This window comes from Lunatimonas salinarum (assembly GCF_017811155.1).
Classification (GTDB): Bacteria; Bacteroidota; Bacteroidia; order Cytophagales; family Cyclobacteriaceae; genus Lunatimonas; species Lunatimonas salinarum.
Map to the genome: position 1 here is coordinate 106,724 of NZ_JACVCV010000004.1, position 15,261 is coordinate 121,984.

A 15,261-nucleotide genomic window follows, 5' to 3' on the forward strand; every position below is an offset into this window, starting at 1 on the left:
CCCCATAAGTAGTAGTTTCATAATCAGGATATTAATTTTCCTCTAGGTAGGGTTCTAAAAAAAAGCGCTGATAATTTCGGACCAACTCGTCGGATTCCGCCGCATGTAAATTCAGTACTTCCTCCAGTACCCCCGCCTCATCGATGAATCCAAATAGAGACTGAAAGGCAGTGAGACGAATGTAGTTTGCGGGATGTTTCCCAGCGAGTTCCATGAGCTTCTTGAGTGCAACTGCTTTGTTTGAACCGGGGACACTAGCAAAATAATCTCCGTAGTAGCCAATAAAATAGTAAAGCGATTCGCCGGTCATCGCCCCTAGCTTCGTATCAAACCACCCATCGTATCCCACTTTACCCTCTGAGGTTAGAAAATCTGCGAGTGGCACAACCATCCGGATATTTCGCTCTTCCTTTAGGGCTTCAAACATCTCCATTTTTGCTTCCATCCCACCGGTCTGATCCATCACGGCTGTCAGGGCCGCTCCCGCCACCACATACGAGGGATTTTGTACCAATCGTTGAAAAACACCGGCATACCTTTCTCCATCCAATTCTGCCAATAACCCAATCGCTGATGCCCTCACTTCGTGGCTAGGATCCTCCTCTGCTAAGTGTAGTACCTTCGCCGCCAATCCAGCATCTACTTGGTCCAGACTCATGGACTGGGGAATTCGGGTAAGCGCTAAACCCCGGACTTCTGAAAAAGAATCATCTAATGCATTCAAAATCACCTGATTAATATCCTCAAATGCCAAATAGTCCGATGTCAAGCTATCCAACGCTTCCAGTCTCGCAATACCAGACCTGGCAAAGGCAAACTGTTTTTTCAGGGCCTCAGCCCCCCTGTAGCTGCGCTTTTCTGCCAACAACACCATATCCTCATCAACAATCACCGCATCAACACCTAGACCATTTTCCAGCGCGAACTGCTGCGTTGCCTGATCCAGCACAAATTCACGTACTTCCACTGCTCCTTCTTTATAAAAAGTCACCTTAAATGGGATCCGATACAAAGGCGTAGTTTCCAAGTCCTGCGTTTGGGATAACGTGAGCAGGTAACTGTCAGGGTTACCAGTATCTAGGTTAATATCCAGTACCGGATGTCCAGAAGCCATAAACCATTGGTTGAAAAACCAGTTCAGGTCTCGTCCCGTGACATGCTCAAAGGCTAAGCGCAAATCATGAATCTCCACACTGCTGTAGGCATGCTGATCCAGATATTGACGAAGTGATGCAAAAAATGCCTCATCTCCCAGGTGTCTACGTAACATGTGCAGTATTCGCCCGCCTTTTGCATAGCTATGGCTATCAAACATATCGTCCTCATGCTCATACTGAAACCGGATCAGATCTACCTTTTTTTCCTGCGCTTCATCCATATACTGCTCCATGGCCGCTAGATGATGCATATCCGCCCTGTCCTTACCTTCTTTGTATTCAAACCATAAGTATTCGGAATAGTCCGCAAATGACTCATTCAACGGCAAGTTAGACCAAGACTCCGTGGTGACTAGATTTCCAAACCATTGATGAAAAAGCTCGTGCGCAATGATGTAATCCCAGTCACTGTCCAAGGCCTCTCGTTCATCGAGGTTAAGTGACTCCATAAAAATCGATACGGTGGTATTTTCCATTGCCCCAGACACAAAATCCCGAACCACTACCTGATCGTATTTTTGCCACGGATAATCTACCCCCAACAATTCCGTGAAAAAGGTCAGCATCTCCGGCGTGTGTTGAAACACCCGGGCCGCTCCCCTTTCAAACTCCCGCTCTACGTAATAATTAACCTCCATATCACGCCATTTGTCCGAAACCTTCGCAAAATCACCTATGGCGACTGCGGTAAGGTAGGGTGCATGAGGAATGTTCATCTCCCAATGGTCTGTGCGTGTACCATCTGAATGACTCGTCTGAGATAGGAGTCGGCCATTGCTAATGGTAATATCCGCGCTATCTACCCGAATTTTTATATCATGGGTTTGCCGTTCGTTGGGATGGTCTATGGTAGGAAACCATTTGGAGCTAAATGAGGTCTCTCCCTGCGTCCATATTTGCCGGGGCTTGTCCTCTGTACCATTTGGATTGATGAAGTACAATCCTTTTGTATCCGTAACAGCCGTTCCTCCAGGTTGGGTAGTCTCCTCAGGTTTGGCGGTATACCTTAGACCTATCAACAGCGTATCGGACGAAAAAAAGGTACGCGGCAGAAATAAGTCCACCCGCTTTCCGTCGTAACGATAATTAAGTGGAGTTCGCTCCTTATCGTCCCCCAGGATTAACCAACTATCATGGATATCAAAATCCTTCGCATCAAGGCTAAGTTCATTTTGCTGATAAAAGTAGGGTCTTACCTGTAACAATGCCGTACCATTCACCTGCCTATCGACATAGTCAAATGACAAGTCCAAACTGGTGTGAATCAGATCAAACTTCCTTTCCGGAGTCTCGCGGTACCCCTGCATCTGCTCCTCCAACTTATCCACCAAAGGCCTTGGCGCGGGAGTGGCCACCAAGTCAGAAGGGAAAGTTTCCGCAGCGCTGCTCGCACCTACCTTTGTTCCGGCTTCTGAAACCGGCCCATTACTTGTTTTGCATGACAAAAATAGACCCAAAAAGAGTGTTGAGAGAATGGCAATAGGGATAGATCTTTGCATAAATAAACGGGAAACCCCATAATATTGACTAAATTCACGCTAGGCAATTGTACCAAGGAAATGAATTTTCACCTTCCTTCGCCCTAGCTTGACAAATTTAACCGCTATTTGGTTTCCATTAGTCCGAAATCTAGAAAAAATGTACAAAATCAACCTAGGAGCTACAAGCATCAACGTAGCCAAATCGCAGGAACTATTTATAGCCGGATCCCAGCTCGTAGATTGGGACATGCGGCGGATTAAAGAAAAGCATTATCACATCTTACATCGGAACCGTTCCCACAATTTGGAAATAATCGATTGGAACAAAAAGGAGAAAGTCCTAACCTTAAAGTTAGATGGAAAAATAGCTACGCTCCAAATCCAGGATACCCAAGATTTGCTTTTGGAGAAATTAGGAATCCACAACAAACAGACTACTCTTCCCGCCAATGTCAAAGCACCTATGCCAGGGTTGATTTTGAGCATACCTGTATCTGTGGGACAGTCCGTGAAAAAAGGGGACACCCTGTTGATTTTAGAGGCAATGAAGATGGAAAACACGCTCAAAGCTCCTCAAGATGGAACAGTAAAAGCGATTGCGGTTCAAACAGGGCAAAGTGTTGAAAAAAACCAGTTGCTTATTCAATTTTAAGGGATAGATTTAGTTTTCTAAAAACAAGAAATTATCTTTGTCCGATTTAAAAATTCCAGCGCAGAAAGGTGAAGACTTTTTGTGGTGATCCGGAGACTTTCGGCAATGAACCGGTAAAAGCGGTTGAACAGCATCTAAAAGGCAATACAAACCACACAGGTATGAAATACAAACGAATACTCCTCAAACTAAGCGGCGAAGCCCTGATGGGCGGCCAGTCATATGGCATTGACCCAACACGGCTACAGCAATATGCTGCAGAAATCAAAGCTGTGCGGGATTTGGGAGTAGAGATTGCCATTGTAATAGGGGGTGGAAATATTTTTAGAGGTGTGCAAGCCGGAAATGTTGGAATAGACAGGGTTCAAGGCGACTACATGGGCATGTTGGCCACGTTGATCAACGCAATGGCGCTGCAAAGCGCATTGGAACAAAACGGTATGTATACCCGGCTTATGTCAGGCATCAAGGTGGAAAGCGTATGCGAACCCTTTATCAGGCGTCGTGCTATCCGGCATTTGGAAAAGGGCAGAATCGTAATATTCGGTGCCGGTATTGGCAACCCTTATTTTACGACCGATTCCACCGCCAGCTTACGGGCCATTGAGATTGAAGCAGAGGTGGTTCTCAAAGGTACCCGGGTAGATGGGGTATACACTGCCGACCCAGAAAAAGATCCTTCTGCCACACGATACAATACGATTTCCTTTCAGGAAGTGTACGAAAAAAACCTAAACGTAATGGACATGACTGCTTTCACGCTCTGCCAGGAAAACAACCTGCCCATCATCGTTTTTGACATGAACAAAGCACAAAATCTGATAAACCTAGTCGAAGGAAAAGACGTTGGTACATTAATCACTTCAAAATAAGCGCGATAAGAACATGGAAGAGATACAATTATTCTTGGACGAGGCACAGAGCTTAATGAAAAAAGCCGTGGACCATACCTCCTCGGAATTGGTAAAAATCCGTGCAGGCAAGGCCATGCCAAACTTTCTGGACGGCATCGTGGTGTCATACTACGGAGCCCCTACTCCCTTACAGCAGGTTTCCTCCATCACTACACCAGATGCTCGAACTTTAGCCATTAAACCCTGGGAAAGAAGCCTTATCGGTGAAATCGAAAAAGCCATTATAAACTCTGACTTGGGACTTAATCCTCAGAATAATGGCGAAATGGTCATGCTTACCATCCCTCCCCTCACCGAAGAACGTAGAAAGTCCCTGGTGAAACAAGTGAAAAACGAATGTGAAAACGGAAAAATCAGCATACGCTCAATCCGAAAAGACACCAACGAAAGCCTCCGGAAACTGCAAAAAGAGGGCGCACCTGAAGATGAAGTGAAGCGCGCAGAGGATACTGTCCAAAAATACACCGACAAATTCTCCACCAAAATCGATGAATTGTTTACTAAAAAAGAAGAAGAGATCATGAAGGTCTAATCATCACAAAAAGCCTTGATAGTAGAAAAAAAGCCGTAGGTTTCTGATACCTACGGCTTTTTTGTGCCTGAACCAATCGGAGATTAAAGTTGCTTCAGTCTTAGGTTCCTCCAAGAAATCTTCAAACCTCCTCCACTGTGGATCTGAAGTGCAATCTGTCCTTCGCCTTGCCCAATTTTCTCGTCCGAATAATCAACCATTTCCACACCATTAAGCCATGTGGTCACTTGATTACCCTGCACACGGACTTTTATGTCGTTCCACTCTCCAAATTTGAGGTTTTTATCCTTTTCCGGATCGGGCTTTATCAGCCACCCTCTTCCGTAGGATTCATAAATACCTCCTGTATCGTTACCGGGGGGAGCCACTTCCACCTGCCAGCCAGAAACCTTCGTCCCTTCAAAAGTAGATCTGAAAAAGATGCCACTATTACCGTCCTGATCCTGCTTAAACTCCGCCGTGAGTTCAAAATCCTTGTAGTTTTCGGTAGTACCAAGATACCCGTATTCAGCATCCGGACCACTTTCCGATACCAATACCCCATTCTCTACATACCATTTTTCTGTGCCATAAATTTGCCAGCCTGACAAATCTTTGCCATTGAACAATTCAATCTCATCGGAAGCCCCGCAGCCCATCATCAAAAGCACTGCAAAAGACATAAACAAATTTCTCTTCATTTTTAGGTAGTAATTTAAGTTTTACATTAGTAAGGCGTAAGCGAAACAGACAAAGTTACACCAATTTCATATTAACCGGATCCCATGATATAAACTTGTCCTGAAAATAACTGTCGTTACATAGCAATGCCGGCGCAGCCGCACGGAAACCAAACACCGGATCTTCCACCACAGCACCATTTTCACGAATGGCTGTAAAGAATTTACCAAAGTGATCGTAATGCGCCCCTCGGTATCCAGATTCCACCTTATAGACCATTTCTCTCGGCGGAAGGATTTTCTTTCGAGCCTCCGCTCCCTGATTCATCTTTGCCTGCTGTTCCAAGAAGGGATCGTTGGATGCCGCACTCTGATTATTCTTGACGACGACCTCGTCCCACTTCACGTCCATAGAACCTTTGCTGCCCACAATTTTCAAATAGGTCGAACCACTTGTTCCGTCCACAAAGTTGCAACGCAAAGACAAGTTGAAACCGGGGTGCTGGGCGCTGTTTGGGTAGTCAAACATACCCAGCAACACGTCGGGAACCTCTCGCCCATCCTTCCAATAACGGAGCCCACCCATGGCCGAAATTTTATTTGGCCCTAAAGAATTGGTGATAAAATGCAAACTGGTGAATAAGTGGACAAACAGGTCTCCAGACATCCCTGTCCCATAATCTAAGTAATTTCTCCAACGGAAAAACCGCAAGGGATCAAAAGGTCTATTGGTGGTATTGGCAATATACCGCTTCCAGTCCACATTTTTTTCAGAGGCATCGGTGGGGATGGCGTATTGCCAAGCCCCCTCCGGAGAATGACGCGCCCAAAATCCTTCTGCATAGTTAATATCCCCTATCGCACCCTCAGCTAATAGCTCCTTGGCCTTTTCATTCCCCAAGGAGGATATACCCTGACTGCCTACGGTGAAAATCTTCCCGGATTTCTTCCAGGCATCAATTACCTCGTGTCCCTCCTTTACCGAATGCACCATGGGTTTTTCACAATACACATGCTTACCGGCATTCAAGGCATCTATGCTTATTTGCTTATGCCAATGATCCGGGGTTCCGATGATGACGGCATCCACATCGCTGCGCTTAAGCAGTTCCTTATAGTCAGTGGTAGCAAAAAGATGACTTCCCCACTTTTCCTTTGCTCGTTCGAGTCTACCCTGATACAAGTCACTAACTGCTACTACCTCCACATGTTGGTGCAGCAAAGCGGTGGATAGATCTTCGGAGCCCATAATCCCCGCACCAATCAAACCTAAACGGATCACGCTATCTGCCTGATGAGGCGTTCGTCTATGTAAAATAGTTACTTGGTGTAGTTCATTACCTGATGCCAAGGCAGAAGGAACCACCGCAGAAGCTGCACTTGCCATGCCCAGCTTCTTCAGGAAAGATCTTCTCTTGTTGTCCATAGATACAGATTTTTGTTAAATTCCCGTACAAGGTAATAATTATGTTTGTCAAATAATAAATTTTTTTAGCCTGTTAAATGCACTTCGTGAATTTTTTCTACAAACTCAAACAACCAAAACTCGATAGGTACTGGTTTATTGGGGCACCTTTCGAACCGGAAAATGATAGACACCCCATAAAAATCAAACAAAAAAGGCGAAATCACTTTCGCCTTTGTATTTGATTTATACTTGCTATACGTCAGGTAGACCTTATCTGACTTAACCAAGCCAGATTGATTTCATCGGGCACCTTCATCCTGTCTGCCAATCGAAGGTAACGGGCAGATAGACCGGCTAAATAATCCTGCGCCTTAGAGGCTACATCGTTTAAGCCTGTTACGTTTTCGACATTCCACAGCTTCACCAAGTGATCGATAATGCGTGCATAATCCCAACCGGTATATACTCCGATCTTTTGAGTGACAGCAGAAAACTGGTCAAATATAGTGGGGTTGGGACCTCCCTTGCCCATTAGCACCGCAGGCATTACGATCTGCTTACGCATCATCTTTTCAAAGGCCAACATCGCACCGTTCGGGTCTATCTCAAAAATGCGGGTCATGAATGACTTATAGGCCTTCTCATGACGGGCCTCGTCTCCGGCTATCTGCTTGCATATTCTTCCCAGCACGGTATCCCCTGCTTTATCAGCCAACTTTCCTGTATTCACGTGGGAAATCTTGGTGGCACGCTCCTGAAAGGACGTATAGATAATCGCCTGATACGGATCCTTTTCGGAACGAGGGTCAAATCCATTGTAAATCAATCGGTGGATTGTTTGCTCCACCTGCCTCATATCCACCCTGCCGGACAGGTAAAGGTACTTATTCAGCAAATCTCCGTGGCGGTTTTCCTCGGCAGTCCAAGCACGAGTCCAGCGTACCCAGCCTTTGGGACTAGTCAGGTTTCCATCCTCATTCACCCCCTCCAACATATTGAAGTAGGTTTGATAACTCGGCAATGCCTCTTCGGTGATCATATTTCCCACGAGCGACGTAATGATCGTATCAGGAATGCCTTCTGAACGTTCCCGAAGCAATTTCACTTGCTCCAACGCGTCCGGCTGGGTCATGTCCGGCAGAAAATCCGTCGGCTGCCAACAATCGTCCGGATCCATTAAGGTAGAATCTACCGTATCACTCACCAAGTCATTTAGCTGACTGACTACCTCGGCATTCTTTTCTACCTCGTAGTTTATATTTTCTGATTTATTCATATGCAAGCATTAACTTATTCAAATATGGGAGAGGTCGGTTTCCAAGCACCTACCCGCTACGCAAATTAAACGCATTTACCAATAAAAGTAAAGCGATTTATCGCAGGGCTACGTTCAAAACACCTCTTTGTTCCATATGATTCAAATCGCCCAATTATTGAGTATGAGACTGAATCAATACGCTAGTCGATAAGCGGCAACTTTGTCCTTAAAGAAGGTGGGAACCAAGACGATGTTTTCCCCGGGAATAAACCCAATGTCTGCGGTATTGGATTCGGCTGCTGAGGTATCCAATAGAAGGGTTTCCTTTCCATCCTGAATCAGGTAGATCTCCCCCTTCCAACGGCTAACAAGGAAAGTGCTTCCATCTAGAATAATCAGACCATCTCCCCCTGTCACGACATCATTTATCACCTCAAAGGTAGCATCTGAATCATATTTCTTAAATCCCTCGGCATCTAGCCCGTATAGCACTTTGTCCGGTCCAATGCGCAAGCCATTGATGTTCGGCTGATCTTCTGCGAAGGTTCCAATGACTCCATTTTCCAAGTACAGGATCTTATTGGCCCTCATATCTGTAAAATACACCCGGGATCCATCGGTATCTGCATCATTAAGAAATTGAGCGTTTTCCACTTCGTATTTTTTCAGAATCTCTCCGGTGGCAAGATCAATCTCCACAAGTGCATCTACGTCGGTGACGTACAGCTTTCCGTCCAAGACCGTCATTCCCTTCGGAGCATGTAATCCTTTCACCCATTCTCGCTCTACGATTTGTCCATCTTTCGAAATGATCGAGATCGAACCTACCCCATCCTTCTCTGCAGGACCGCCCTCAATATTCGTCACATAGATGTTCCCGTTTGATGGTTCAAAATGAACCGATTCATTGGTGATCAACTCGGCAGGAGTTTCCCACAGCAAGGTCAACGAAGGAGTGACTGGCTCGGCGATTACTTCCCCGCCGATTCTTTCTGTATTGGTGTTGGAGCTACCGCATGCAAAAACTCCCCATCCCAAAGCTATAATCAAGGGAATACTTTTCAATTGATGTTTCATCTGTTTTTAATTTGTTCTTAAGCGATCAGATGGAATCTCGCACGAATTACAGTCGTCCCTCTGTGTGTCGCTTGCGTCGTGCTCGATTTCATGTGTCTATAATTGATTTTTCAAAGTTCAGATGGAATCCCTGCCTACCGGCAGGCAGGTCGCATGGTTGCCTCGATAGCTATCGGGGCATTCCAGTGTGTGACGATCTCGTCATGCTCGATTTCATGTGCTATTAGTTTTTATAATGAATTGGTTACTTAGTCTATCTCAGGATAAACCCGCTACTATTATCAACTGACTGTAGGAACATTAGTTTTTAGAATCTCACATGAGTGGGGCGATTTTATCATGCAAACACCTACAATCAGGTATTTTACAAAAATAACCAATTAAATTACATTCTCCACCGTAAAACGAACCTTTATTGCTTCCTGAACAAATACCAATTCCGTGGATCGATCTCAATGGGTTTCTCGCTGAGGATAATCGTGGGTTTCCCGCCCAACTCAACCCTTTCTATGCCGCGAGCTGTTTTCACCTCTACCGGGAGTGTAAAATCAATATCAGGAATACTGACTTCATATTGGTTTTTCCTTTTTCGGCTGACTTTAACTTTGGGCAGATCCGCTTGGTACAAGTAACGCCGTAAAAACGGCCCAATGGCTTCACCTGACTCCTCTTCCAAAAAAGTGATCAGCTCTTCGGTATCTACCTGATTTTCATAAGTAAACACCTCCTGATCCGCGATATGTTTCAGCAGAGGAAAGAACCGCTCATCCCCTAATAAAAACCGCAAACCGTGCATCATGTACGCACCTTTCGCATATACATCGGAGTGATAGGCCTCGTCAGAGAAACTATCGGGAGGGCTCACCACGGGCAGCCTATTTTGGATTCGCTTCCGGGCATCCGCCACTTTGGCATGATAAGCTTCCTCCCCGTCGTGTAAGAGATAAAAAAGCCAATCTCCATAGGAAGTAATGCCCTCATGGATCCAATAATCTGACCAATCGTCAATGGAAACCTTATTCCCAAACCATTCATGGCCCAACTCATGATGCAGCAGGTGGTCATACCAAACTTCCCCCATACGCACAAACTGAAAATTATTCCCATACGCGTTAATGGTCTGATGCTCCATGCCCAAGTAGGGAGTTTCCACGACAGCTATTTTCTCCTTCGGAAATGGAAATGGTCCGAAAAAGTGTTCGTGCGTGCGGGTGCTTTGCTCTAATACTTCCAATAGGAGCGGAGCACGGTGCTTATTTTCCTCCAGCACATACACCACCATAGGTATATCATACCCGGAAATAGACCGAAAGGTCTTGGCTTCCCGGTGCAACCGCCCCATGGTAAAATTTATATTGTAATTCATGATGGGATAATAAGACTCCCAATGAAAGGTCGCTTTGCCCTGCTCCACCATCCTGTCCTTCAAAAGACCATTGGCAGCTACCGTGTAAGCCTCTGGCACAGTGATCCGCATCCGCACGCCATGCTTGGGCTTGCTCTTGGGATGATCCAAGCAGGGCATAAAAAGCTTACCCCCCTCGTTTTGGGAAGAAAGTCCCATCCAATGATACCCAAGATCATCCTTCGTCCAGGTAAAGCCCCCTAACCAAGGAGGATTAACGGCAACGGGCGTGCCACCACCATAGACAACTACGACCGAATCGGGCCTCAGATCTCCCAAGTGAATATCAATTAGGTCATTTTTATGGGAAAACGGCAGCGAAATGCCTCCTGCTTCCACACGCTCAACGGTATAAGCATCGATCAACTGAAACCGCAACTTATCCGTATCGGAAACATATTCCAAGTGAAGGGTGGCATTCCCGGCAATTGCTCTTTCTTCCGGAAATATCTCCAACTCCAAATACACCTTCGTGATGTCAAAATTAGCCTGTACCGGATCCAAGGGACCACCCCAATTCCAGCTTGACTGTTGTCCGAAAGCATTCCCGAATGCAACCAAACTGCAAAGCCACAGTACCGCCAAACCAAGTAAAAATCGATCACTCACTAGTCTCATATAACTAAACTGCCTTTACGAGTTCACAACTTAAGCTCATACTTTTGCTCCACCATAGGCACACCAAAGGTACTGGAACGTCCCTCCTCTACCAACTCGAACCCTGCTTTTCGGTACATAGCCCCTGCCTGTACCAGCAGGTCTGTTGTCCATAGATACACCGAATCGTACCCACATTTGCGTGCACTTTCCAAGCACTTCCCGAACAACAAACTACCTAAACCAAGTCCCCGAAAAACAGGGGAAATGATAAAATACCGTAACTGCGCCTGCTGGGCGGAACGGTGAACCAGGGAGATAAAGCCTGCAAAATCACCCCTGTACTCGGCCAACCATACCCGATCACTTCCCTGCTTAAAATCCCGGACGAAGCCGGCAAAGGTCTCGGCTACATATAGTTCAAAACCAAGACCAAATCCAAACTGCTCGTAATACAATTTTCCGTGAAGCCTGATCACGGCCCCAATATCGCCCGGTTGCAACTGATGCCTGATGGCTATTTCAGAAAGATTGATCGACGAAGACATATGAGCCACTTGACTTGAATCTGTAAGGGTTAAAGACTCAAAGCTACAAATTTCAACCCTTCCGGGCAACAAGCCATCAATGGCTGACCAGACTTATCAGAATTGCGCAAATGTATGGACAATCAGTTGCTAGAGTCTGTGATAAGGACTAACTTGAACGTTCAATTGGCCGGAGACCACACTTTTGGAACCGGTTTCCCGTATTAACTCCATACTAAACCTAACAATATCATGCCATCTATTGATGAAATCATGGGCCATGCCCAGCAATCATTTTTAACGTATAAGCAGGCTTCAGCAGCTTCCAAAGCAACCTTTCTGGAAGCAATAGCTGCGCAGATCGAAGCCATCAAGGAGCAACTGATCCCTTTGGCCTCCTCCGAATCCAACCTGCCCGAAGGGCGAATTACAGGCGAAATAGGGCGAACCTTGGGGCAGATCCGCCTCTTTGCAAAACTGGTGGCCGAAGGAAGTTGGGTGGAGGCCACAATTGACCCGGCCGATCCGAACCGAGCTCCTCTGCCCAAACCAGACATCCGCCGAATGCTCAGACCGCTGGGGCCTATCATCGTATTTGGTGCCAGTAACTTTCCACTGGCCTTTTCTACGGCGGGTGGAGATACCGTTTCAGCGTTGGCCGCAGGATGCCCGGTAGTATACAAAGCGCATCCTGCACACCCCAAAACATCGCAAATGGTGGCAGAGGCCATCCAAAAAGCGGCGGAACTCTCCGGAATGCCACAATACGTCTTTCAGCACGTGGAAGGAGGCATCAAGGAAGGGCAAGAACTGGCCGCCCATCCCCTGGCAAAAGCGATCGCCTTCACCGGATCCTTCGGAGGAGGAAAGGCCCTATTCGATACCGCCAACGCCCGTAAAAACCCCATTCCCGTATTTGCGGAAATGGGCAGTGTAAACCCCATATTTGCCTTTGAAGGAAAGCTAGCTGCCAATTTGGATGCTTTAGCAGCTGCTTACGTGGGTTCCCTAACGTTGGGGGTAGGACAATTTTGCACCAACCCCGGCTTGATCTTTGTCCCCGAGGCCTTAGCTGATCGCTTTGCCGCTGCAGTGGGTGAAAAAATGCAGGCTGTGGCCCAAGCGCCTATGTTGCACAAAGGCATTGCCAAAACCTACTATGCCGCCCTACGCCGCCTAAGTGACAACGGCAACTTGACCTGGGTAACGGTTTCCAATACGGAAGATTTGATCCTTGGATCCCCGGCCTTTGCCAGAGTAGCTGCCTCCGACTGGATAAAAAACGGAGACTTCCAAGAAGAGGTGTTTGGTCCTTTTGGTATCATGGTAACCTATCGCAATGTAGCCCAACTGCATGAGGCCGTAGCGGCTCTTCATGGTCAACTGACCTGCACCATTTGGGCAGACGAAGCCGAGATTGCCTCCGAAATAGCGCTCCTCAACCTAATCGAGGAAAAATGCGGTAGAATGCTCTTTAAAGGAGCCCCTACCGGCGTGGAAGTAGGGTACGCCATGCAACACGGAGGCCCTTACCCTTCTACCACCGACAGCCGCTCCACCTCGGTAGGAGTGTATGCGATCAAACGATTTGCCAGACCGGTAGCCTTTCAGGATATGCCGGCCCGCTTACTGCCAGTAGAACTGCAAGATGGCAACCCCTTACATATCTGGCGTACAGTAGACGGAAACTGGCAGAAATAACGCGTAAAAGCATATGCGAAAAATACTTTGTATGCTCCTTTTTTACATCCTGGGCCACACATTACAGGCCCAGGATTCACTTTATTTGCGTGTCAACCAATTGGGGTACCTTCCGCAAGACAGCAAGGTGGCGTTGGCCTTTTCGAAAAAACGATCCCAAGAGCGGATCCTGCTTGTGGAAAAAAAGAGTGGCAACACGGTTTATGAAATCAGGCCAGAACAGGTAAAAACCCGTGACTGGGGCGTATTCCCGTATTATTACACCCTAGATTTTAGTGACGTCCACACACCTGGCACCTATTATTTGAAAACCAAAAAATCCGGAACAACCTCCAGCTCCTTTCGGATTGGAGAAGATGCCTATGGACACCACCAAGAAACGTTATTGGAATTCATGCGTCAGCAGCGCTGCGGCTACAACCCCACCTTGGATATGGTATGCCACGCCAAAGACGGCAGAAGCTTTTACGGCCCTGTCGCAGATAGCACCTATTTTGACTTAAGCGGTGGCTGGCACGATGCCGGAGACCAGCTTAAATACCTGATTACCGGAAGCTATGCCACAGCGCACATGCTGATGGCCTATGAACTTTATCCGGACAGGTTTGAGGACAACTTCAATGGCCTCGGACAGCCCGGCAGCAACGGCATTCCCGATGTCCTAGACGAAGCTAAATGGGGATTGGATTGGATCCATAAACTCCACCCGCGAGAGGATATCCTTTTTCACCAGATTGCCGACGACCGGGACCACCGGGGATTCAAGATTCCCAACAAGGATAACTCGGACTACGGATGGGGTGAAAACGAGTATCGGGCAGCCTATATCGCCACAGGCGAACCGCAAGGTCTCGGTAAATACCAAAGCGAAGCTACCGGTTTAGCCAACTTGGCAGGACGCAGTGCCGCTGCCATGGCCATTGCCGCACGGATCTGGAAAGAGCAGTTGGATGAACCCGCCTATTCTGAAAAATGCCGGAGGGCTGCGATCTCATTATATGCCCTGGGAAGGGAAAAGGAAGGCTATCAACAGGGAAACAGCTACGGGGCACCTTACCGCTACAATGAGGAAACGTGGGCTGACGATATGGAGTGGGGTGCGGCCGAACTCTATCGACTCACCGGAGAGCAAGCCTACTTGGAGCAAGCCACAGCCTATGCCCTTCAAAGCGCTAACTCAGACACATGGACCGTACGGGACACAGCAGCACACTACCAACTGTATCCCTTTATCAATATGGGGCACTATGCACTTCATACCGTCGCCGATGAAGACCTGCAAAAAACGCTGGCCAATTATTACCAAGAGGGCATCGAATATACCTTGCAACGAGCCAAATCCAACCCCTACCATATCGGAATCCCTTTTATCTGGTGCAGCAATAACCTGCTCACCAGCCTGATCGCACAGATTATCCTCTACGAAAAAATGACTGGGGATAAGCAGTACGCCCAATTTTTGGCGGCACAGCGAGATTGGCTCTTTGGCAGAAACCCCTGGGGAACTTCCATGTTTACAGGATTACCGGCAGAGGGGGAATTCCCCAAGGATGTGCACACAAGCGTCTACGTGATGCTGGAACTAGCTGTACCGGGAGGCTTAGTAGATGGCCCTATATACCGCAGTATCCACGATAAACTGCTTGGTCTAACCCTTAACGACCCGGATGAATTTGCCCACCTACAAAACCGCCATGTGGTGTATCACGACGACGTAGGAGATTACAGTACCAATGAACCCACCATGGATGGAACCGCCGGTGCCATCCTCATGATGGCACATTTTGGAACACCGGCACATTCCCTACCCTCCAATTGAGACACAAAATATTTCCCTGAGCATCAATAGCTAAACTAAAGTAATATCCATAAATTGACGGGATAAAACACCGT

Annotated in this window: 12 protein-coding genes; 5 read left to right on the plus strand and 7 right to left on the minus strand. The window is 47.1% G+C overall.

The features are described 5' to 3' along the window. Positions 1–31: 31 nt before the first annotated feature. Complete coding sequence (locus IAQ59_RS06120; protein ID WP_209329912.1) at positions 32–2,656, minus strand: M1 family aminopeptidase; 2,625 nt, start codon at positions 2,654–2,656, stop codon at positions 32–34. 139 nt (positions 2,657–2,795) lie between these two features. On the opposite strand from IAQ59_RS06120, the gene IAQ59_RS06125 reads away from it, so the two are divergent. From IAQ59_RS06125 to frr, 3 genes are all read left to right on the plus strand, one after another. Then, positions 2,796–3,290 (plus strand): acyl-CoA carboxylase biotin carboxyl carrier protein subunit, encoded by a 495-nt coding sequence (locus tag IAQ59_RS06125; protein WP_209329913.1) that lies wholly within the window; start codon positions 2,796–2,798, stop codon positions 3,288–3,290. A gap of 161 nt (positions 3,291–3,451) precedes the next feature. Further along, the gene (gene pyrH, locus IAQ59_RS06130) at positions 3,452–4,162 is read left to right on the plus strand and encodes a UMP kinase (protein WP_209329914.1); all 711 of its coding nucleotides are present in this window, start codon (positions 3,452–3,454) and stop codon (positions 4,160–4,162) included. Between the two features lie 13 nt (positions 4,163–4,175). Then, positions 4,176–4,736 carry a ribosome recycling factor gene (frr, locus tag IAQ59_RS06135; protein ID WP_209329915.1) on the plus strand — a complete coding sequence of 187 codons (561 nt, stop codon included), beginning with the start codon at positions 4,176–4,178 and terminating at the stop codon, positions 4,734–4,736. Positions 4,737–4,819: 83 nt separating this feature from the next. Here the strand turns inward: frr and IAQ59_RS06140 are convergent, their stop codons facing one another. The 6 genes from IAQ59_RS06140 to IAQ59_RS06165 form a co-directional block, all read right to left on the minus strand. Continuing rightward, positions 4,820–5,416: a 3-keto-disaccharide hydrolase gene (locus tag IAQ59_RS06140; RefSeq protein ID WP_209329916.1), complete on the minus strand. Its 597-nt coding sequence runs from the start codon at positions 5,414–5,416 to the stop codon at positions 4,820–4,822. Between the two features lie 55 nt (positions 5,417–5,471). Continuing rightward, the gene (locus tag IAQ59_RS06145) at positions 5,472–6,821 is read right to left on the minus strand and encodes a Gfo/Idh/MocA family protein (RefSeq protein WP_209329917.1); all 1,350 of its coding nucleotides are present in this window, start codon (positions 6,819–6,821) and stop codon (positions 5,472–5,474) included. 241 nt (positions 6,822–7,062) lie between these two features. After that, positions 7,063–8,079: an acyl-ACP desaturase gene (locus tag IAQ59_RS06150; RefSeq protein WP_209329918.1), complete on the minus strand. Its 1,017-nt coding sequence runs from the start codon at positions 8,077–8,079 to the stop codon at positions 7,063–7,065. Between the two features lie 174 nt (positions 8,080–8,253). After that, positions 8,254–9,138 carry an NHL repeat-containing protein gene (locus tag IAQ59_RS06155; protein WP_209329919.1) on the minus strand — a complete coding sequence of 295 codons (885 nt, stop codon included), beginning with the start codon at positions 9,136–9,138 and terminating at the stop codon, positions 8,254–8,256. 412 nt (positions 9,139–9,550) lie between these two features. After that, positions 9,551–11,161 (minus strand): M1 family metallopeptidase, encoded by a 1,611-nt coding sequence (locus IAQ59_RS06160; RefSeq protein WP_209329920.1) that lies wholly within the window; start codon positions 11,159–11,161, stop codon positions 9,551–9,553. A 23-nt stretch (positions 11,162–11,184) separates the two neighbouring features. Next, positions 11,185–11,688 (minus strand): GNAT family N-acetyltransferase, encoded by a 504-nt coding sequence (locus IAQ59_RS06165; RefSeq protein ID WP_209329921.1) that lies wholly within the window; start codon positions 11,686–11,688, stop codon positions 11,185–11,187. A 231-nt stretch (positions 11,689–11,919) separates the two neighbouring features. Between IAQ59_RS06165 and IAQ59_RS06170 the strand changes: the two genes are divergently transcribed. Both IAQ59_RS06170 and IAQ59_RS06175 read left to right on the plus strand, forming a co-directional pair. Next, positions 11,920–13,368, plus strand: coding sequence for an aldehyde dehydrogenase (NADP(+)) (locus IAQ59_RS06170; protein ID WP_209329922.1), 1,449 nt, complete (start codon positions 11,920–11,922; stop codon positions 13,366–13,368). Between the two features lie 13 nt (positions 13,369–13,381). Then, positions 13,382–15,187, plus strand: a complete 1,806-nt coding sequence (locus IAQ59_RS06175; protein WP_209329923.1) for a glycoside hydrolase family 9 protein — start codon at positions 13,382–13,384, stop codon at positions 15,185–15,187. The last annotated feature ends 74 nt before the right edge of the window (positions 15,188–15,261 follow it).

What these genes read in the sequence shown, in the direction of transcription:
- IAQ59_RS06150 (WP_209329918.1), bottom strand. Translation starts at nt 8,079, where the DNA reads ATGAATAAATCAGAAAATATAAACTACGAGGTAGAAAAGAATGCCGAG.
- pyrH (WP_209329914.1), top strand. Translation starts at nt 3,452, where the DNA reads ATGAAATACAAACGAATACTCCTCAAACTAAGCGGCGAAGCCCTGATG.
- IAQ59_RS06145 (WP_209329917.1), bottom strand. Translation starts at nt 6,821, where the DNA reads ATGGACAACAAGAGAAGATCTTTCCTGAAGAAGCTGGGCATGGCAAGT.
- IAQ59_RS06120 (WP_209329912.1), bottom strand. Translation starts at nt 2,656, where the DNA reads ATGCAAAGATCTATCCCTATTGCCATTCTCTCAACACTCTTTTTGGGT.
- IAQ59_RS06155 (WP_209329919.1), bottom strand. Translation starts at nt 9,138, where the DNA reads ATGAAACATCAATTGAAAAGTATTCCCTTGATTATAGCTTTGGGATGG.
- IAQ59_RS06170 (WP_209329922.1), top strand. Translation starts at nt 11,920, where the DNA reads ATGCCATCTATTGATGAAATCATGGGCCATGCCCAGCAATCATTTTTA.
- IAQ59_RS06165 (WP_209329921.1), bottom strand. Translation starts at nt 11,688, where the DNA reads ATGTCTTCGTCGATCAATCTTTCTGAAATAGCCATCAGGCATCAGTTG.
- IAQ59_RS06160 (WP_209329920.1), bottom strand. Translation starts at nt 11,161, where the DNA reads ATGAGACTAGTGAGTGATCGATTTTTACTTGGTTTGGCGGTACTGTGG.
- IAQ59_RS06125 (WP_209329913.1), top strand. Translation starts at nt 2,796, where the DNA reads ATGTACAAAATCAACCTAGGAGCTACAAGCATCAACGTAGCCAAATCG.
- IAQ59_RS06175 (WP_209329923.1), top strand. Translation starts at nt 13,382, where the DNA reads ATGCGAAAAATACTTTGTATGCTCCTTTTTTACATCCTGGGCCACACA.
- IAQ59_RS06140 (WP_209329916.1), bottom strand. Translation starts at nt 5,416, where the DNA reads ATGAAGAGAAATTTGTTTATGTCTTTTGCAGTGCTTTTGATGATGGGC.
- frr (WP_209329915.1), top strand. Translation starts at nt 4,176, where the DNA reads ATGGAAGAGATACAATTATTCTTGGACGAGGCACAGAGCTTAATGAAA.